Below are 18,341 nucleotides of genomic sequence, written 5' to 3'. Positions count from 1 at the left end.
TTAGGCGATTTCCACGATTCCGTTATTGAGCACTACGGCATCGCGAGCGTCGACGCGCGCACGCAGATGCAAACGCGTGTCGCTCTCGCGCCAGAACTGGAAGCGCACTTCCTCGCCCGGGTAGACCGGCGACGTCAAACGCAGCGCCAGTCGCTTCAGCCGCGCGGCGTCATTGGCCGCGAACATGCGGATCGCGGCGTAACCCGCCATGCCGTAGGTCGCGAGGCCGTGAAGAATGGGGCGGTTAAACCCGGCCTTCGACGCCACCTCGGGATCGGCGTGCAGCGGGTTCGCGTCGCCCGAGAGGCGATAGATCAATGCAGCGTGAGCGCCCGTCGAGAAGACGTAGTCCGCGTCCGGAGCGCGCTCTGGCACGGCCGGCAGCGGTTCGGGCGGCGGATCGCTCGCCCCGGACTCAGCGCTGAAGCCGCCGTCGCCACGAAGGAAGGACACCTGCCGGACCTCTGCGAGCCGATCGCCATTCGAGGCATCGATGATGTCCCTCAACAGCTCGACGATTGCACCCTTGCCTGCGCCCTTGTCCGTGATCCGGCTCACGCGCGTCTTACTGACGATGGTCGCGGCGACAGGCATGGGTCGCAGGAAGCGCACGTCCTGCTCGCCGTGTACGAGCTTCACGTAGTCGATGCCCGTGCGGGGATCGCGCATCCACGACTTCGGCCACGCGAACGCCGCAGCGCAGGTCGGCATCGCCTGCAGTTCTTTTTCATAGACGTAGCGCAGTTGCGCAGCGTCGAGCGGATCCGAGCCCAGGCCGAGGCCGAGCGAATACAACATCACGTCGCGCTCGGTGTACGTCTGCGTGACGTCTTCGATCGGCCAGTTCTTGACGACTTCGTAGTTCAACATGAGGGTGTCCTGTCAGTGCTCAAAAGAAACGCCGGGCCGGCCGAAGTTTCCCAGCCCGGGGCCTGGAACGAAGCTCCAAGTCCGCGGGGTCAATCGTCCGTGAAGTTCGGCTTGCGCTTCTCCAGGAAGCTCGCCATGCCTTCCTTGTAGTCGTCGCACTGGTTCGCGATCGGCATGTCCAACCCGGCGTACATCACTGCCTCGTGCGGCGTCTGGAACGGCACTTCCCAGACCTGCTCCTTCATGATGCGCATTGAGCGCGGCGAGCAGTAATCGGCCATTTCGCGCGCATACTCGTAGGTCTCCTGCGCCAGCCTTTCAGCCGGGATCGCACGATTCACGAGGCCCATGCGCTCCGCTTCGCGGCCCTTGATCTTGCGCCCCGAGAGCAGCAGGTCGAGCGCATGCGCCTGGCCCACGTGACGCGCGAGGATCCACGCCATGCCGTATTCGGCAGTCAGACCGCGGCGCGCAAACGCCGTTGTAATAGTGGCGTCCTCGGAGGCAAAGCGGATGTCGCAAAAGAGCGCGTGAATCAGGCCGATGCCGACCGTTGCGCCGTTGAGCATCGCAATCACGGGCTTCGGAATCGACGGATAGTAGGAGCAGCGCGTTTGCCAGTCCGCCCGCTTGCGCATATCGAAAGGGCGCGGGAGCTTCGTCATGAGCGCGGCAGGATCGCCGCCGAAGCTGTGAATATCGCCGCCCGCGCAAAACGCCTTGCCCGCGCCGGTAAAAACGATGACGCGCACGCCACGATCCGCGCCCGCTGCCTGCATCGCCTCGTACACCTCCGTCGCCACCTGGTCGTTCCAGGTGTTCATGTATTCCGGGCGGTTCAGGGTGATGGTCGCGATACGGTCCTTGACGTCGTACAGAATGGTCTCGAAGCGCATGAGATCCCCTCGATGCTTAGAATGAACGCGGCAGGTCGAGCACGTGCTCGGCCACGTAGGACAGGATCAGATTCGTCGAGATAGGCGCGACCTGATAGAGGCGCGTTTCGCGGAACTTGCGCTCGACGTCGTACTCGCACGCGAACCCGAAGCCGCCATGCGTCTGCAGACACGCGTTCGCCGCCTTCCACGAAGCCGTGGCCGCGAGATGCTTGGCCATGTTCGCTTCGGCGCCGCAGGGCTGGTGATTGTCGAACAGCTCGCAGGCCTTGTAGCGCATGAGGTCCGCCGCGCGCACGTCGATGTACGCTTCGGCAATCGGAAACTGGATGCCCTGATTCATGCCGATGGGCCGGTCGAATACCACTCGCTCGTTCGCGTACTTCGACGCGCGGTCGACGAACCAGTAGCCGTCACCGATGCACTCCGCCGCAATCAGCGCGCGCTCGGCGTTGAGACCATCGAGGATGTATTTGAAACCCTTGCCTTCCTCGCCGATCAGATTCTCTTCGGGAATCTCCAGGTTGTCGAAAAACAGCTCGTTCGTTTCGTGATTGACCATGTTCGGAATGGGCCGCACGGTCAGGCCGTTGCCGATGGCCTGATGCAGGTCCACGAGGAAGCACGACAGCCCCTCCGACTTTTTCTTCACGTCCGACAAAGGCGTGGTGCGCGCGAGCAGGATCATCATGTCCGAGTGCTGCACGCGGGAGATCCATACCTTCTGGCCGTTCACCACATAGCGGCCGTCCTTCTTCACGGCGATGGTTTTCAGCTTGGTGGTGTCCGTGCCCGTCGTCGGTTCGGTCACGGCCATCGACTGCAAGCGCAATTCGCCGCTCGCGATCTTCGGCAGGTATTGGCGCTTTTGCGCCTCTGAGCCGTTGCGCAACAGCGTGTTCATGTTGTACATCTGGCCGTGGCAAAACCCGGAGTTGCCGCCGTTGCGGTTGATCTCCTCCATGATCACGGACGCCTCGGTCAGCCCGAGACCCGAACCGCCGTATTCCTGTGGAATCAATGCCGCCATCCAGCCGGCCTTCGTCAACGCGTCGACAAATGCCTCCGGATAGACACGCTCGTGATCGATACGGCGCCAGTACTCGTCGGGATATTCCTTCGATAGATCGCGCAAGGCGTCGCGCAGTTCCCGATACGGGTCGAGGGTGGAATGTCGGCTCATGAATGGCTTCCGTTTGCTTGGCTGAACGCGCGCGGCTCAGGCTGCTGAATCGATCAGCCCGCCTGCATCGGCGAGCTGGGCCAGATGATGCTCGGTCGAACCGAACTGAATATCGATGGCGCTCAGGCGCCGAAGGTAATGACCGACCTTGCATTCCTCGGTCATGCCGATGCCGCCGTGCAGTTGCACCCCCTGCTGGCCGACGAAGCGGCCCGAGCGTCCGATCTGGACTTTGGCCGCGGAGATGCTGCGGTTGCGCTCTTCGGTGTCCGGCTCTTCGCTCATCATGGTCGCGAAAAGCGCCATGCTGCGCGCCTGCTCGAGCATGACCAGCATGTCGACCGCGCGATGCTGCAGTGCCTGGAAAGAGCCGATGGGCACGCCGAACTGCTTGCGAACCTTGAGGTACTCCACGGTTTCCTCATGCGCGGCGGCCATTGCGCCCACGGCTTCCGCGCTCACGGCCGCGATCGCCTGCGCCACCACCGCTTCAATCAGCGGCAACGCGCTGCCCGCAACGCCGAGAACGTCGGTCTCCGCGACGCGTACAGCGGACAATTCGATGTCCGCCGCTCTCAGACGATCTTGCGTCGGATAGGCATGTCGCGTCACGCCGGCCGCATCGGCTTCGACCAGAAAAAGGCCAATCCCGTTACGCTCGCGTCTTCGACCCGACATTCGCGCGGACACGACGAGCCAATCCGCGCTGCCGCCGTGAAGCACCACACGCTTGGCGCCGTCGAGCAACCATCCGTCTCCTTCGCGCCGCGCGGTTGTCGCAACATCGGCAAGGTCGTAGCGCGACTGTGCCTCACCATGCGCGAACGCCATCAGCAGCTCGCCTTGCGCAATCCGCGGCAGAATTGCCGCGCGCTGCGCCTCGTTGCCGCCAAGCCGCACGAGGCCACCGCCCAGCACGACCGTCGACAGATAGGGTTCGACTACGAGGCCGCGCCCCAGCGCCTCCATGACGATCATCGTTTCGACGGGGCCGCAGCCGCTGCCCCCGTACTGCTCGTCGAACGTCAGGCCCAGAAGCCCCATTTCGGCGTAGCGCGCCCATTGCGCGCGGCTGAAGCCGTCCGGCTCCGCGAGGTATTTGGCGCGCTGCTCGAAGCCGTACTCGTCTTTCACGAGCCGCTCGACGCTGTCCTTGAGCATGCGTTGCTCATCGGTGAAATCAAAGTCCATAACCCATGCTTCTCCGCAGTTCGACGTCGCTCAGAGCCCCAGTACCGACTTGGCAAGAATGTTTTTCTGAATCTCGTTGGAGCCGCCCACGATCGAAACGTGACGCGCGAAATAGTGGTTCGGCGCAATCGTCAGCGCCCAGTCGGGTTCGCGGACTGGATCGCCGAGACCCCGCAAGAAGTCGATGTCGAGCGGCAGCGCATCCGGGCCCGCCACCTCGAGTAGCAGCTCAGCCGAGCGTTGTTGGAGCTCCGAGCCCTTGATCTTCAGAATCGAGGTCTTCGGATCCGGCACGTGGCTATCGTGCGCACGGGTCTCGGCGATCACGCGCATCTGCGTCATCTCCAGCGCCTTCAACTCAACCTCGACGTCGGCGACGCGTTCGCGAAAGCGCGGATCGTCCCACAGCACGCCGTCACCGCAGGGAACGCGCTTGGCGAGATCCTTCGCGTGGCGAACGCGCATCTTCGACACACCCACACGAGCGATGCCGCTGCGCTCGTTGCCGAGCAGATACTTGGCGTAGTCCCAGCCCTTGTTCTCTTCACCGATGCGGTTGGCAACCGGCACCCGCACGTTGTCGAAGAACACCTCATTGGTCTCATGGTGGCCGTCGATCGTGATGATGGGCCGCACCGTCAGGCCCGGCGTTTTCATGTCGATCAGCAGGTACGTGATGCCCTGTTGCTTCTTGCCGCTCGAATCCGTGCGCACCAGGCAGAACATCCAGTCGGCGTGATGCGCCGTCGACGTCCAGAGCTTCTGGCCGTTGATGACATAGTGATCGTCGTCGCGCGCGGCCTGCGTTCGCAACGCGGCCAGATCTGAACCGGCACCCGGTTCGGAGAAGCCCTGGCAGAACCAGTACTCCAGACTCGCGATGCGGGGAAGGAAATGACGCTTCTGTTCTTCGCTGCCGAACGCGATCAGCACCGGACCGATCATGTTGACGTTGAACGACAGTGTCTCCGGCGCCGGGGCCATATGCAGCTCTTCCTTGAAGATGTATTGCTGCACGGCGCTCCAGCCGGTACCGCCCCACGCCTTGTCCCAGGCTGGCGTAGCCCAGCCGCGCTCGTAGAGGATGCGTTGCCAGCGGCGCAGATCGGCCGCCGAATAGCGCTGCCCCATCACGGCCTTGCGTCGAATGTCGGCGGGCAGCGCCTCCTTGAAGAAGGCCCTCACCTCATTGCGGAATGCCAGTTCTTCGTCGGTATATCGCAGGTCCATGAGTGTCTCGTTCCTTTTTTTATGGGCCGATTGCCGCGTGCGGCTCAGGCCAGCGTTCCCGCTTCTTTCAGCTCGCCGATGCGCTCCGGGTGGAGCCATGCGGCCAGCGCGGCATCGATCGTCGTCGCGTCGGGCGCTTCGGGCGCCGTCGGCGTCTCGGGTACCGTGACCGAGAAACGCGGCGCCGGAGCCGGCTGAACGATGCCGTCGATTTCGATGAACGTCCCGCGCGCTTTGAGGTGCGGGTGTTCGGGTGCCTCGCTCCACGACAGCACCGGCGCGAAGCACGCGTCCGTGTGCTCGAGCAGCGTCGTCCACTGCTCGCGTGTGCGGCTTTTGAACTTCAGCGCGAACAACGCGCGAGCCGCAGGCCAGTTGCGCTCGTCGAGTTGTGCGCCGAGCGTTTGTGGATCGATGTCGAGCAGGCGGAGCAGCTCGAGGTAGAACTTGTCTTCGATAGGGCCGACCGAAATCCACTTGCCGTCCGCGCATTCATAGACGTCGTAGAAGTGCGAACCGGAGTCCGTGATATTCGTCCCGCGTCCGTCGCGCCAGATGCCGGCCGCCTGCATCCCAAAGAACGTCGTGGCAAGGTTGGCCGTGCCGTCGACGATGGCGGCGTCAACGACCTGGCCTTTGCCACCGTTGCGCGCATGCAGGATGGCGGAAAGCAGCCCCATGGCGAGGTACAGGGAACCCCCCGCATAGTCGCCGATCAGGTTCAGCGGTATCGACGCCGGCTGATCGCGGCGGCCGATTGCGTTGAGCACGCCGGTGATCGCGATGTAGTTCAGGTCGTGTCCTGCATACTCGGAAAGCGGGCCGTCCTGCCCCCACCCCGTGATGCGTCCGTAGACGAGCTTCGGATTGCGCTCGAGGGCAGCCTGCGGGCCGAGACCAAGGCGCTCGGTTACGCCGGGGCGGAAACCCTCGATCAAGGCGTCGGCGCGCTCAACGAGCGACAGCACGAGCTCGACGGCTTTTGGGTCCTTCAGATCCAGTGCGATCGTCTTCCGGTTGCGCAGCAACAGGTTGTAGCGCAACGGCCGCTCGATGCCGAGCTTGACCGGCTGGCGCCGCTCGATGCGCAGCACCGTCGCGCCCAAATCGGCGAGCAACATCGCCGCCATCGGCCCCGGTCCGATACCGGCCAGCTCGATGATTCGGATTCCTTCAAGCGGTCCCATCGGTCAACCCTTGCGCGCATGGGCGCGCATGGCATCCCATTGCTCGTCGGTCCAATCCTGCATGGCGCGGAAAGTCGGGCCGCCCACGCCCTGCATCCAGCGACCGCCGTCGATCACGATCATGTCTCCAGTGATATAGCCCGATCCCTCCGAAGCCAGATACGCGTAGAGGTCGGCAAGTTCGCTGTGATCGCCGAAGCGCCGCAGCGGCACGGAGCGTTCCTGCGGTTCGACCTGCGAGCCGGGCGGATAGAGCTGCTCCCATGCTCCCGGCGTCGGAAAGAGGCCAGGGGCCACCGCGTTCAGCCGAATGCCCTTCGGCCCCCATTCGACGGCGAGGCTGCGCGTCATTGCGAGCACGCCGGCCTTTGCGGCCGCGGACGGCACAGTAAAAGCCGAGCCGGTCATCGTGGGCGTCGACACGGTGCTGATCACGTTGCCCTTGTGGCCCGCGTCGATCCAGCGCCTGCCCGCGGCGATCGTGCAATAAAAGCTGCCATGGAGAACGATGTTGAGGACCGCATCCACTGCGCGCGGCGAGAGGCTTTCCGTGCGCGCGATGAAGTTCGCCGCCGCGTTGTTCAGCAGTACGTCGAGCGGGCCGTCCTGCCAGATGATGTCCATCATCGACTCGACGGACTCCGCGCTGCGCACGTCTGCCGATACGGTCGTGATGCGCGCGCCAGGCATTGCCGCACGGAACTCATCGGCCGTCGCATCGAGCACCTCTTTGCGGCGACCGCAGATGACGAGATCGGCGCCCAGTTCGACATAGCGCCGGCCGATGCTCTTGCCGAGACCGGTGCCGCCGCCGGTGATCAGAATTCTTTTGTTCTTCAGCAGGTCAGGCGTAAACATATGCGGTGAATGTCCAGTAGAAACAGCAACGGAGAACGGCGGCTTCAGGCGCCGGTAAATACCGGCTTGCGCTTTTCCATGAAGGCGTTCACGGCTTCCGAGTGATCGTTGGTCTGACGCGTCAGCGGATTGAGGTCGATCTCGAGGCGGCACGCGTCTTCGATCGAATTGCCCGCGTTGACGAGACTCGCCTTCAGGAGCGCCAGAGTCACCGGTGGATAGCTCGCGAAGCGAGACGCGGCCGCGATCGCCGCATCGAGCGCGCACCCGCTCGCGGCAACCTCGCTGACCAGGCCGATACGGCGCGCCTCGGATGCCTCGATCACGTCGCCTTTCAGCATCAGTTCCCGTGCCTTGCCCCCGCCTACTCTCTGCGGCAGCGTCCAGAGGATTCCGGTATCGGGCAGCAATCCGACCTTGCCGAACGCGCAGGAATATTTCGCCGTCTCGGCACTGACCACGAAGTCGCAAGCCGCGGCGAGCGAGAGGCCCGCGCCATAACACGCTCCCTCTACGGCTGCGACGACCGGCTTCGTGCCCGCGTAAATCAGCTTGAAAAGGCGTACACCCACCGCGATGCGTTCGCGCAGCGCCAGCAATGATGGCGTGGCTTCCTGCATTTCCGACAAGTCGCCGCCCGCGCAAAAATGACCGCCGGCGCCCGTCAGCACGATTGCCCTGGTTTCGGGATCATCATGCATGAGCCGCTGGAACACGTCGGTCAACGCGAGACGCATCTTCATCGAGAATGCATTGCGGCGCTCGGGATAGTTCATCGTGACAACGGTCACCTCGCCTTCGCGACGCACGTGAACGATTGGGTCGCTGCCCGCTGCCATTTGCTCTTGTTCGATACTCATCGCATCACTCCCCCGCCGTCACTCGCCAGTGAAAACCGGCACGGTGTGTTCGAAAAACGCCTTGCAGGCAGCCTGATGGTCCTTCGACCGGCGCAGAATGGGCTGATAGTCGATCTCGGCTCGCAGCGCGCCATCCATCGTCGTCGCGGCATTCGTGAGCGCTTCCTTGAGGAGTGCCACGCCGAGCGGCGGCAGATCGGCCAGGCCACGCGCAACATCGATTGCTTTTGCGCGTGCGGCGCCGGGCTCGACTACTTGGTTCGCGAGGTGAATCGATCCAGCCTTGTTACCGTCGATCTCCGTGGCGAGCGAGAGCATCTCCTTGGCGCGGGCCATCCCGATGCGCTTGGGCAGCGTCCATAGAATGCCGGTATCCGGGATCAGGCCGACGCGCAGAAAAGCCGCGCAAAAACGCGCGTTCGATGCGGCAACGACATAGTCGGTCGCGACCGCGAGCGAGAGTCCCGCGCCGAAGGCCACGCCTTCGACGGCTGCCACAACGGGCTTGGGACCGGCCAGCATTTCGCGCACGACGACACACGATTCGGCCAGAATCTCGCGGCTTTGCAAGATCGTGCGCTGCGTCATTTCGGAGATGTCGGCGCCCGCGCAAAAGTGTTCACCCGCGCCGGCCAGGACGATCGCACGCGACTCGGCGTCATCGACCATGAGGCGATGCATCGTGTCGCGCAGCATCTGGCGCATCTGCCGGCTCATGGCGTTGCGACGCCGAGGATTGTTCAAGGTCACGATCGCGACGTGCCCCTCGCGCGTCACCTCGATCAGCGGCGCGGCGTCGGTGCCTGCAGTTTGCTTTTCGCTCATGATGGCTTCCTTCAGTCGGCCACGAAGACAGGCTTGCGCTTGTCCATGAAGGCGCTCACGGCTTCCTGATGTTCGCGGCTGCGGCGCAGGATCGGCTGCAGGTTGACTTCGGTTTCGATCGCGTCGTCGAGCGTGCGAATGCCCGTGGCGAGCGCGCTCTTCAGATGCGCCGTGGCCACCGAGGGCAGGTCCGCGTATCGTTGCGCCACTTCCATGGCCGCATTCAGCGCCTCGCCGGGCTCGACAACCTGATTGGCAAAGCCGGTCTCGCCCGCTTCGATGCCGTCGAACTCTCGCGCGCTCAGCATCAGCTCGCGCGCAAGACCGCCGCCTACGCGTTGCGAGAGCGACCAGAAGAGCCCCGTGTCGGGTAGCAGCCCCACCTTGACGAACGCACTCGCATATCGCGCGGCCGAAGAGGTGACGACGTAATCGCACGCCGCAGCGAGTGAAAGACCCGCGCCAAAAGCAAACCCTTCCACGGCGCCGACAACGGCTTTCGGACCTTCGATCATCAGCCTGAAAATATCGAGCGGCAATTGATTGCGCTGACGATATTCGAGTACCTTGCGCGTCTGCATTTCGGAAATGTCGCCGCCCGCGCAAAACGTATTACCCGCGCCGGTCAGGACAATCGCGCGGCAACTGTCCTCGCGATGCATCAGCCGATAAAGTTCCGCGTACAACGCCTCGCGCATTTTCAGCGAGAACGCATTGCGCCGTTGAACATAATTCAATGTGACGACCGCGATTGCGCCGTCTTGCCGGGCCTCTACGATCTCTGCCATTAGAGCGTTTCCTGCGTTCCGAGAATGACGGTGGCCTGGCTCGACAGCACGCCACCGTTGCCGTGCGCGATCGCGAGCTTCGCGCCGGCAATCTGGCGGTCGCCGGCGCGGCCCGTCAATTGGCGCATCGATTCTTCGATCAGGAACAGTCCGTACATGCCGGGGTGAACGCAGGACAAACCGCCGCCGTTCGTATTCACGGCAAGACGACCGCCCGGCGCAATGGCGCCGTCCGACACGAAGCGGCCGCCTTCCCCTTTCGGGCAGAAGCCGAGATCCTCGAGAAAAAGAATGGTGTTGATCGTGAATGCGTCGTAGAGCATGGCGACGTCGATATCGCTTGCCTTTACGCCCGCCATTTCATACGCGCGCCGGCTTGATTCGGCCGCGGCGGTCACAGTCAGATCCGGCATGCTCGCGATTTCGCGGTGCGAAGTGGCCGAAGCCGCGCCGAGCAGATATACCGGCTGGGCGGTCAAATCGCGCGCCCGGTCGGCCCGCACCATGACGACGGCCGCCGCGCCGTCGGTCACGAGGCAGCAATCGCGCACCGACAGGGGGTCCGATACGAGACGCGCGCCCAGCACATCGTCGATCGATAGCGGCGCGCGCACGTACGCCTCCGGATTCAACTGTGCCCACTTGCGCGCGGCCAAGGCGACCTCGGCGAGATGTTCGCGCTTCGTGCCGTACTGGTGCATATGACGCGCCGCCGCAAGCGCATATGACGATACGGGGTTCATCGGCTTGTACGGGCTCTCCCAGGGCGAAGGCCGCGACGACTGCACGAGCTTGCCCGCCGCGCTGCGCTGGTTGCTCCCATAGGCGATCAACGCAACGTCGATCTGCCCCGTCAGCAACGCCATCGCCGCCGTGTGGGCGTAGATCTCGAACGCCGAGCCGCCGCTGCGGTTGTTGTCGGTGAACTTCGGGTTAATACCGAGGTATTCGGCAAACGTAAGCCCCGAGAGCATATCGTCCGGCGTGCAGACAAAGAGTCCGTCCACGTCGCCGGGCGTGAGGCCGACTTGCGCCAGTGCGTCGACGGACGCACGCGCCGCAAGGTCCATCGACGACAGGCCGGGTGCTTCGCCAATCCCAGATGTGGCGCCTGCCACCAGTGCGGTACGCCCGCGCAAGTTGAAGTCCATTCGATCTACCTTTTATCGGTGCGCCCGGGTCTTGACGGCCGGTTGCGGGGTTAGCGGGTGTCAGGCCGGTTCGAATACAAGCAATGCCGCGTCCCCCCGGTACACCACCTTCGCCTGCACCGGCATGCCGATGCGCACGGCCTCCGGCTCGATGCCCTCCACGCAGCTGAGCATGCGCACACCCTCTTCCAGATCGATCAGTGCAACGTTGTAACTCGGCGTGGGCGCTTTCTGGCGCACGACCGTGGTGGAATAAACCGTCCCCTTGCCGGAAGCCTCGACCCACTCCAGGTCGCGCGCCCCGGTAACGGGCTCGGCCACGCGCGGGTAGAAGACATAGCGGCCGCTGCCGCGGCTGCGCTGGATCATCAAGCGACCCTCGGCCAGAAACTTCTGATAGTCGACTTCAGGACAAAGAGAGTCCATTCCCCGCTCCTCCAAATCGTTTTGCCACAGGCTCACGCCGATGAGAGCCGCTATATCGGGTGAACGTAAAACGTATACACGAACGATGTTCCAAATACTAAACGCACTGGAAGCGCCCTGTCAACGGCGGGAAAGCGCTGTCATGCCCCGCCGCGCAAGGCTGACACTACATCGCGGGAAATGCCGAACCTACCCCGGACAAACCCGCGGCGGCTTGTTTCCGCGCTTGACGTCTCCCGGACGATTCGTTTACGTTATCGAACATTGTTCATGTTTTCGAAGACTGATGCCGAGCGATGTTCAGGAGTGGCCAGCGGGGGAAGGTTTCCCCACTCCGGACGCGAATCCCGGCCCGGAACACCGCTAGCAAGAGAGCCCGAAGTGACATACGAACTAACTGACGACCAGGTTCAGATCCGCGATCTCATCCGGCGCGTCGCGAGGGAGCGCGTGGCGCCGCGCGCCGACGAGATCGACCGCACGGCCGAGTATCCGCATGACATGTACGCACTACTTAAGGAACTGGGCCTCTTCACGCTGCCGTTTCCCGACGCGTACGGCGGCGCTGGGAGCGTCATGTCGGCCTGTATCGCTGTGGAGGAGTTCGGACGCGTTTGCTACAACACCGGTTATCTGCTAGTCGTGCAGTGGACGCCGTTCGGCGCCATTCTCGAAGGCGGCACTGAAGCGCAGAAGGCGCGCCTGCTACCGGGCCTGGCCTCGGGCGAGCTGCGCGGCGCGCTTTCCATCACCGAAGCACAAAGCGGTTCCGACGTCTCCGGTATCCGCACCACAGCGCGGCGCACAGAGGGCGGCTATGTGCTGAACGGATCGAAGATCTGGTGCACGAATTCGCATATCGCCGACTTCATCCTCGTCGCGGCGAGGACGCTCGATGAGGAAGGCCAGCCGCTCGGGATCAATCTCTTCATCGTCGAGCGCAACACGCCCGGCCTCACGATCGGCAATGAGGAAGACAAGATGGGTGCCCGCGGCGTAGCGTCGTGCCCGCTCTATTTCGACGACGCCTTCATCCGTTCCGAAGACCGTCTCGGCCCGGAAGGCGGACAAGGATTCAAGGTGGCCATGGAGGCGCTCAACACGAGCCGCCCCATTGTGGCCGCGCGCGCGGTCGGCATTGCGCAGGGCGCGATCGATCACACCGTCAAATTTATTCAGGACCGCGTGGCATTCGGTCAGACCATCAGCAACTTCCAGGGCGTGCGCTGGATGATCGCCGACATGGTGACGCAAACGGAAGCCGCGCGCCAGCTGGTCTACCGCACCGCGTCGCTCGTCGACGCCGGGGTGCGCGGCCGGGAACTGGCCCCGATGGCCGCGATGGCGAAGATGTTCGCGTCCGATGTCGCCATGAAAGTCGCGACCGACGCCGTGCAGCTCTTCGGCGCGGCGGGCATCTCGAACGAATATCCGATCAACCGCTATTTCCGTGACGCAAAGGTGGTGCAAATCATCGAAGGCACCAACCAGATCCAGCGAAACATCATCGCGGACAACGTGCTTGGCCGCGTCAAGAAGAACTGACAAGACAGTTCGGCAAATCGGCAAGCGACAATAAAGAGGACAGGCAAATGGAAGAAATCGAAACGGTTGGCTTGGGGATTCACTGGGAGGACCTGCCCATTGGACGCCAGTTCAAGACCGTCGGCCGCACGGTCACCGAGACTGATGTCGTCAACTTCGTTTCCGTGACCGGCATGCTGGAGGTGCTGTTCACGAACACCGAATTTCTCCGGGAGCAATCGGCCATCAAGGGGCGCGTCGCGCCGGGCGCGCTGGTGTTTACGCTCATGGAAGGGCTGCTCACGCAGGCCACCATGCAAGGTGTCGGCTTTGCGTTCCTGAACATGGAACTCGACATCAAAGGTCCGACCTATGTCGGCGACACGATTCATGTGGAATGTGAAGTGACCGAATGCCGGCCAAGCAAGGGACGACCCGGGCTTGGACTCGTGCGCACACGCAATCGTGTGATCAAGCAGGACGGCACGGAAGTGATGGTCTATACGCCGCTCAGGCTGGTGAAGGGCAAAGAATACAAGGCCTGAGCATGCACAATCCCCAACAACCGCTGCAACGGGCGACCGGACCGTTGGCCGGCGTCCGCGTGATCGATCTGACCATCAATGTGCTCGGCCCCGTCGCGACGCAGCTTTTGGGCGACATGGGTGCGGATGTCATCAAGATCGAACCGCCCGAAGGCGACCAGAACCGCAAGAACGGTCCCGGCCGTAACCCGGACATGGCCGTCTTCTATACGATCATGAACCGCAACAAGCGGAGCGTGATCCTGAATCTCAAGCAGGCCGAATGCCGCGAGGCGTTGCTCAAGCTCGTCGAGACGGCCGACGTCATCGTTCACAGCATGCGCCCGAGCGCGGCCGAGCGGCTCGGTATCGACTATGACAGCGTGAGAGCGCGCAACCCCCGCATCGTGTACGCATCGGGCGCGGGCTATCGCATCGACGGTCCCCACAAGGACCGCCCCGCTTTCGACGACGTCATTCAGGGCGAGAGCGGCATCGCCGCGATGAACCGCGATGCGGACGGATCGCCACGCTACTTCCCGACGGTGATCGTGGACAAGTTCTGCGGCTATGTGCTGGCGTCGTCGATCGGCATGGCGCTTTATCACCGCGAGCGCACGGGCTCGGGTCAGCTCGTTCACGTGCCGATGTTCGAGACGATGCTGCAGTTCAATCTATTCGAGCATCTGTGGGAAGGCGCGCTAGGGTCGAACGATGGGACCGGTCTCGGCTATCCGCGCATGTTCTCGCCGCATCGCCGGCCCTATGCGACAAAGAACGGTCACATCTGCCTGCTTGCGGTGAACAACGAACAATGGCGCCGCGTGCTGCGCGCGATCGATGCGGCTCACCTTCTCGACGATCCGCGTTTTTGCCATATGGCGGAACGGATGCGCAACATCAACGAGCTTTACCGCATCGTCGGCGACGCCATCCTTACCAAGACCACCGAGGAGTGGAACGCCATTTTTGCCTCGGCCGACGTGCCTCACGGTCCCGTGCGCGACCTGAAAGACCTGATGCAGGACACGTACCTGAAGGAGACCGGGTTCTTCCAGCGATTCGAGCACCCGACGGAAGGCGAGATGGTGATGACGTCTATTCCGGTTCACTTTTCCGAGTCTCCGGGCAATGTGCGCTATCTGCCGCCGAATCTCGGCGAGCACAGCGTCGAGGTCCTGATCGAAGCGGGCTACGGCGCGGATGAGGCGCGCGCGCTCGTTGCGCGGGCCACGGGGAAAGGCGAGGCGGTTTCGGAAGCGCTCAGCAAAGACTAATCGGCGCGCGAGCGCCTGGCACATCACGGAGGGAATCAATGAAGGGGCTCAAGGATAAGGTCGTCGTCGTCACAGGGGCCGCCGGCGGCATCGGAACGGCAATCAGCAAGCGGTTCGGCGAAGAAGGGTCCACCGTCGCCCTGTTCGACCTCAACCAAGAAGGCGCCGAACGTGTCGCGGCCGAAATCGAGGCGGCAGGCGGAAATGCGCGCGCGTATCGCGTCGATATCACGGATCACGAAGGCGTCCACGCTGCCGTCGCCAAGGTCGAGCAAGAGCTCGGGCCGATCGAAGTGCTCGTCAACAACGCCGGCTGGGACATGGGCGCCTTCTTCCTGCAAACCGAAAAGCCGTTCTGGGACAAGGTCGTCGCCATCAATCTCTATGGACCGCTCAACATGCACCACGCCGTGCTCAAGCGCATGGCCGAACGCGGCCGGGGCCGCGTCGTCAATATTTCCTCGGACGCGGGACGCGTAGGTTCGTCGATGGAAGCGGTGTACTCGTTCTGCAAAGGCGGCCTGATCGCATTCACGAAGACGATGGCGCGCGAGATGGCGCGTCAGCAGATCCCCGTCAATGTCATATGCCCCGGCCCCACCGCGACGCCGCTTCTCGACAACCTCGCGCAAGGCGAAAAAGGCGAGCGCATCAAGGCCGCGCTCGTCAAGGCCGTGCCATTCGGGCGCATGGGTGAGCCTGGAGACATCTGCGGCATGGTCGCCTTCCTCGCAAGCGACGATGCAGCCTTCATCACCGGCCAGGTCATCAGCGTGTCCGGCGGTCTGACCATGGCCGGCTAAACGGCGCGGCCAGCGACATCCAACAACCACATCGGAATACGACATGGAATTCAAGGACATTGTTTATCAGGAGGCCGATGGGGTCGCCACGATCACCATCAATCGCCCGAAGGTCTACAACGCATTCAACGCCAACACCTGTGAAGAGCTCATCAAGGCTTTCGGGCTCGCGGGATGGAACAAGGATATCGGCGTCGTCGTGCTCACGGGCGCCGGCGACAAGGCGTTCTGCACGGGCGGCGACCAGTCCGGCGACGGCTACAACGGGCGCGGCACCGTCGGCCTGCCGATCGAGGAACTGCAAAGCATCATTCGCGACATTCCGAAGCCCGTGATCGCGCGCGTGAACGGCTATGCGATCGGCGGCGGAAACGTGCTCGTTACGATCTGCGATCTCGCCATCGCTTCCGAGACCGCGATCTTCGGCCAGGTCGGCCCGAAGGTGGGCTCGGTCGATCCCGGCTTCGGCACGGCGTACCTCGCGCGCATCATCGGCGAGAAGCGCGCGCGGGAAATCTGGTACCTATGCCGCAAATACAGCGCGAAGCAGGCGCTCGACTGGGGTCTCATCAATGCGGTCGTGCCGCCCGAGCAACTCCATGCGGAAACGAAGAAGTGGTGCGATGAAATTTTGCAGATGAGCCCGACCGCGATCGCACTCGCGAAGCGCTCCTTCAATATCGACACGGAGAATATCCGCGGCATCGGCGCCTTTGCGATGCAGGCGCTCGCGCTTTACTACGAGACGGATGAATCGAAGGAAGGCGGCAACGCATTCCGTGAGAAGCGCAAGCCGGAGTTTCGCAAGTATGTGAAGTAAACAGGTGCGCGCGCTTTCGGGGCAATCTGCGGGATGACGAGCCGCCCCGAGGTTGCGCGCATTGTTGTCACCCCGCTCGGCCTACGTCACCAGCGCATTTAACCGGTTCATTGCGAGCGCGGCATCGTCGATGATCTCGTCGAAAATCGCCTCGACTCGTTTGATTGCATCGGCAAAGATCGCCGCATGGCCATAGTCGATCATGCCCTTGCGCGTATCGCCGGTCACGTAGGCCTGGTGCGCAAGTGCGCCCATCACGTGAGGACGGAACTGCTCGAATTCAGTCACCTGCGCGCGATCCAGTTCCAAGACCGCTTCTGCGCTCTCATTACGCAGCACGCGGTGGTGATCGCGAATCGCAGATTTGACGACGACGCTTTCGCTGCCGTCGCCCGCCACCACCTTCGCCTTGACGTCGCGATGAATCCACAGTTCATCGGCAACCATCATGCGCGTGCCCATGATCACGGCGTCCGCGCCCATCGCCAGGACGCCCGCAAGTTGCCGCCCGGTGCCGATGCCACCGCCGATCACGACGGGCAAGCCGATTTCGCGAGGTGCCTGGGCCGCCTGCACAATGCTGCCGATCTGATAGATGCCGGGATGACCGCCGCATTCATTGCCGACGACGATCACCCCATCGACACCCATCCGCACCGCCGTATGCGCATAGCGCACAGCGGGCACCTTGTGCAAAACCTTGATGCCCGCCTCCTTCAGCAGCGGCACGACCGCTTCGGGGCTCGCGCCGGCCGTCTCCACACAAGCGACGTTCTCGTCGATCAGGATGCGGATTTGCTCCTTGACTCGCTCCACACCGCCCGCTTGCCGCGATAGGTAGAGATTGACGCCGAAGTTCTTTGCACCGGTGAGTTCGCGGCACGTGCGCAGTTCGTTGCGGAATTCGTCGGGGTCGGGAAAGCCGGCCCCCACAATGAATCCCATGCCGCCCGCATTGACGACTGCCGCGACATAACGGGCGTCTGACACGCGCGGCCCGAGACCACCGCAAAGTATCGGGTGGCGGATGCCGAGCAGATCGGTGATCCGCGTCTTCAACAATTGTGGGCGCACTGTGCGTTCCCTTCGTGCAATTCAGTTGAATGAGACGGTGTGACCGCCGCCCACTGCGCTGGTTTGTCCATTGCTGTACCGCTTTGCCATGCGAGCCCAGTCGGTTATTGCCCCGCTTGCCACGCCATGCCGCCGTTCTGCTTTCTTTCCGACAACGCAGCCTTCTCGATGCGCAACGCCTCGTGCAGCGACGTCAGCGCGCCTTGATCGATCACGCGCTTGACGGTAGCGACGAGATCCGGACGGCGGCTCGCGATCGTCCTCGCGAGGGCCCCGACACGCTCCATCAGCTGATCGTGTGCGACGACCTCGTTGACGAGACCAATGCGCAATGCCGTGGCCGCGTCGAGCGGATCGCTCGTCAAGCTGATCTGCTTGGCCCACCTCGGCCCGACGATATACGGGAGCCTGGCGGTCATGCCGCCGCCGGCAAGCGCGCCGATTTTCGTATGAGTGTCGGCGAAGCGCGCTCGCTCGGAAGCGATGATGAAATCGCATCCCATCGCAAGCTCGAGTCCGCCAGTGACGGCAGCGCCGTTGACTGCCGCGATTGCGGGCTTCGAAAGGCGCGGCCACATGTCGATCATTTCCGCTACGCGCGCCCGCGGCGCATCGGGCGCGGAAAAATCGTTCAAGTCGAGTCCCGCGCAAAATGCCGGATCGGCGCCCGTCACAATCAGCACCCGCAGGCTCTCGTCCGCTTCGAAGTCGCGCAAGGCATCGACGAGCGCGCCGGTCAGCGCAAGGTTGAGTGCGTTTCGCGCATCGGGCCGATTCAGGGTAAGCGTGAGAACGGCCCCCTCACGTTCCAGGCCGAGCCAATCCGTTTGTTTTACGGTCATGACGACACCTCA

The 18,341-nt window shown here is 63.2% G+C and carries 19 protein-coding genes; 5 read left to right on the top strand and 14 right to left on the bottom strand.

Annotation, left to right across the window (positions count from 1 at the left end; all coding sequences use genetic code 11):
* From AB4Y31_RS23335 to AB4Y31_RS23280, 12 genes are all read right to left on the bottom strand, one after another.
* Entirely contained in the window at positions 1-870 is an 870-nt protein-coding gene (locus tag AB4Y31_RS23335; protein WP_368676038.1) for a MaoC/PaaZ C-terminal domain-containing protein, read from the bottom strand.
* A gap of 89 nt (positions 871-959) precedes the next feature.
* Entirely contained in the window at positions 960-1,766 is an 807-nt protein-coding gene (locus AB4Y31_RS23330; protein ID WP_368676037.1) for an enoyl-CoA hydratase, read from the bottom strand.
* 16 nt (positions 1,767-1,782) lie between these two features.
* A complete protein-coding gene (locus AB4Y31_RS23325) occupies positions 1,783-2,949 on the bottom strand; it encodes an acyl-CoA dehydrogenase family protein (protein ID WP_368676036.1) in 1,167 nt (388 codons plus the stop codon).
* 36 nt (positions 2,950-2,985) lie between these two features.
* Positions 2,986-4,140 (bottom strand): acyl-CoA dehydrogenase family protein, encoded by a 1,155-nt coding sequence (locus tag AB4Y31_RS23320; RefSeq protein WP_368676035.1) that lies wholly within the window; start codon positions 4,138-4,140, stop codon positions 2,986-2,988.
* Positions 4,141-4,170: 30 nt separating this feature from the next.
* A complete protein-coding gene (locus tag AB4Y31_RS23315) occupies positions 4,171-5,370 on the bottom strand; it encodes an acyl-CoA dehydrogenase family protein (protein ID WP_368676034.1) in 1,200 nt (399 codons plus the stop codon).
* A 44-nt stretch (positions 5,371-5,414) separates the two neighbouring features.
* Complete coding sequence (locus AB4Y31_RS23310) at positions 5,415-6,557, bottom strand: CaiB/BaiF CoA transferase family protein (protein WP_368676033.1); 1,143 nt, start codon at positions 6,555-6,557, stop codon at positions 5,415-5,417.
* A gap of 3 nt (positions 6,558-6,560) precedes the next feature.
* Complete coding sequence (locus tag AB4Y31_RS23305) at positions 6,561-7,415, bottom strand: SDR family oxidoreductase (protein ID WP_368676032.1); 855 nt, start codon at positions 7,413-7,415, stop codon at positions 6,561-6,563.
* Between the two features lie 44 nt (positions 7,416-7,459).
* Positions 7,460-8,275: an enoyl-CoA hydratase/isomerase family protein gene (locus AB4Y31_RS23300; RefSeq protein ID WP_368676031.1), complete on the bottom strand. Its 816-nt coding sequence runs from the start codon at positions 8,273-8,275 to the stop codon at positions 7,460-7,462.
* An 18-nt stretch (positions 8,276-8,293) separates the two neighbouring features.
* The gene (locus AB4Y31_RS23295; protein WP_368676030.1) at positions 8,294-9,100 is read right to left on the bottom strand and encodes an enoyl-CoA hydratase/isomerase family protein; all 807 of its coding nucleotides are present in this window, start codon (positions 9,098-9,100) and stop codon (positions 8,294-8,296) included.
* Between the two features lie 11 nt (positions 9,101-9,111).
* Positions 9,112-9,888: an enoyl-CoA hydratase/isomerase family protein gene (locus tag AB4Y31_RS23290; protein WP_368676029.1), complete on the bottom strand. Its 777-nt coding sequence runs from the start codon at positions 9,886-9,888 to the stop codon at positions 9,112-9,114.
* Positions 9,888-11,039 carry a thiolase gene (locus AB4Y31_RS23285; RefSeq protein ID WP_368676028.1) on the bottom strand — a complete coding sequence of 384 codons (1,152 nt, stop codon included), beginning with the start codon at positions 11,037-11,039 and terminating at the stop codon, positions 9,888-9,890. Before AB4Y31_RS23285 ends, AB4Y31_RS23290 begins: the two co-directional genes overlap by 1 nt.
* 60 nt (positions 11,040-11,099) lie before the next feature.
* Positions 11,100-11,465 (bottom strand): Zn-ribbon domain-containing OB-fold protein, encoded by a 366-nt coding sequence (locus tag AB4Y31_RS23280; RefSeq protein ID WP_102606990.1) that lies wholly within the window; start codon positions 11,463-11,465, stop codon positions 11,100-11,102.
* A 381-nt stretch (positions 11,466-11,846) separates the two neighbouring features.
* Between AB4Y31_RS23280 and AB4Y31_RS23275 the strand changes: the two genes are divergently transcribed.
* The 5 genes from AB4Y31_RS23275 to AB4Y31_RS23255 are packed head-to-tail and all read left to right on the top strand — an operon-like array spanning position 11,847 to position 16,413.
* Complete coding sequence (locus AB4Y31_RS23275; RefSeq protein ID WP_368676027.1) at positions 11,847-13,010, top strand: acyl-CoA dehydrogenase family protein; 1,164 nt, start codon at positions 11,847-11,849, stop codon at positions 13,008-13,010.
* 47 nt (positions 13,011-13,057) lie between these two features.
* On the top strand, positions 13,058-13,534 hold the full coding sequence (locus tag AB4Y31_RS23270) for a MaoC family dehydratase (RefSeq protein WP_368676026.1): 477 nt from the start codon (positions 13,058-13,060) through the stop codon (positions 13,532-13,534).
* A gap of 2 nt (positions 13,535-13,536) precedes the next feature.
* The gene (locus AB4Y31_RS23265; RefSeq protein WP_102606993.1) at positions 13,537-14,790 is read left to right on the top strand and encodes a CaiB/BaiF CoA-transferase family protein; all 1,254 of its coding nucleotides are present in this window, start codon (positions 13,537-13,539) and stop codon (positions 14,788-14,790) included.
* Between the two features lie 38 nt (positions 14,791-14,828).
* Positions 14,829-15,593 (top strand): glucose 1-dehydrogenase, encoded by a 765-nt coding sequence (locus tag AB4Y31_RS23260; protein WP_368676025.1) that lies wholly within the window; start codon positions 14,829-14,831, stop codon positions 15,591-15,593.
* 43 nt (positions 15,594-15,636) lie between these two features.
* Positions 15,637-16,413 (top strand): enoyl-CoA hydratase-related protein, encoded by a 777-nt coding sequence (locus tag AB4Y31_RS23255; RefSeq protein WP_368676024.1) that lies wholly within the window; start codon positions 15,637-15,639, stop codon positions 16,411-16,413.
* An 81-nt stretch (positions 16,414-16,494) separates the two neighbouring features.
* Here the strand turns inward: AB4Y31_RS23255 and AB4Y31_RS23250 are convergent, their stop codons facing one another.
* Together AB4Y31_RS23250 and AB4Y31_RS23245 are read right to left on the bottom strand one after the other, a co-directional pair.
* Positions 16,495-17,487 carry an NAD(P)H-dependent flavin oxidoreductase gene (locus tag AB4Y31_RS23250; RefSeq protein WP_368676023.1) on the bottom strand — a complete coding sequence of 331 codons (993 nt, stop codon included), beginning with the start codon at positions 17,485-17,487 and terminating at the stop codon, positions 16,495-16,497.
* A gap of 104 nt (positions 17,488-17,591) precedes the next feature.
* Positions 17,592-18,329 carry an enoyl-CoA hydratase gene (locus AB4Y31_RS23245; RefSeq protein ID WP_368676022.1) on the bottom strand — a complete coding sequence of 246 codons (738 nt, stop codon included), beginning with the start codon at positions 18,327-18,329 and terminating at the stop codon, positions 17,592-17,594.
* Positions 18,330-18,341: the final 12 nt, after the last annotated feature.

This window comes from Trinickia sp. EG282A (genome assembly GCF_040965455.1).
GTDB classification, from domain to species: Bacteria; Pseudomonadota; Gammaproteobacteria; order Burkholderiales; family Burkholderiaceae; genus Trinickia; species Trinickia symbiotica.
Note: the sequence above shows the minus strand (reverse complement) of the source record. Positions and strands in the feature narration are given on the sequence as shown.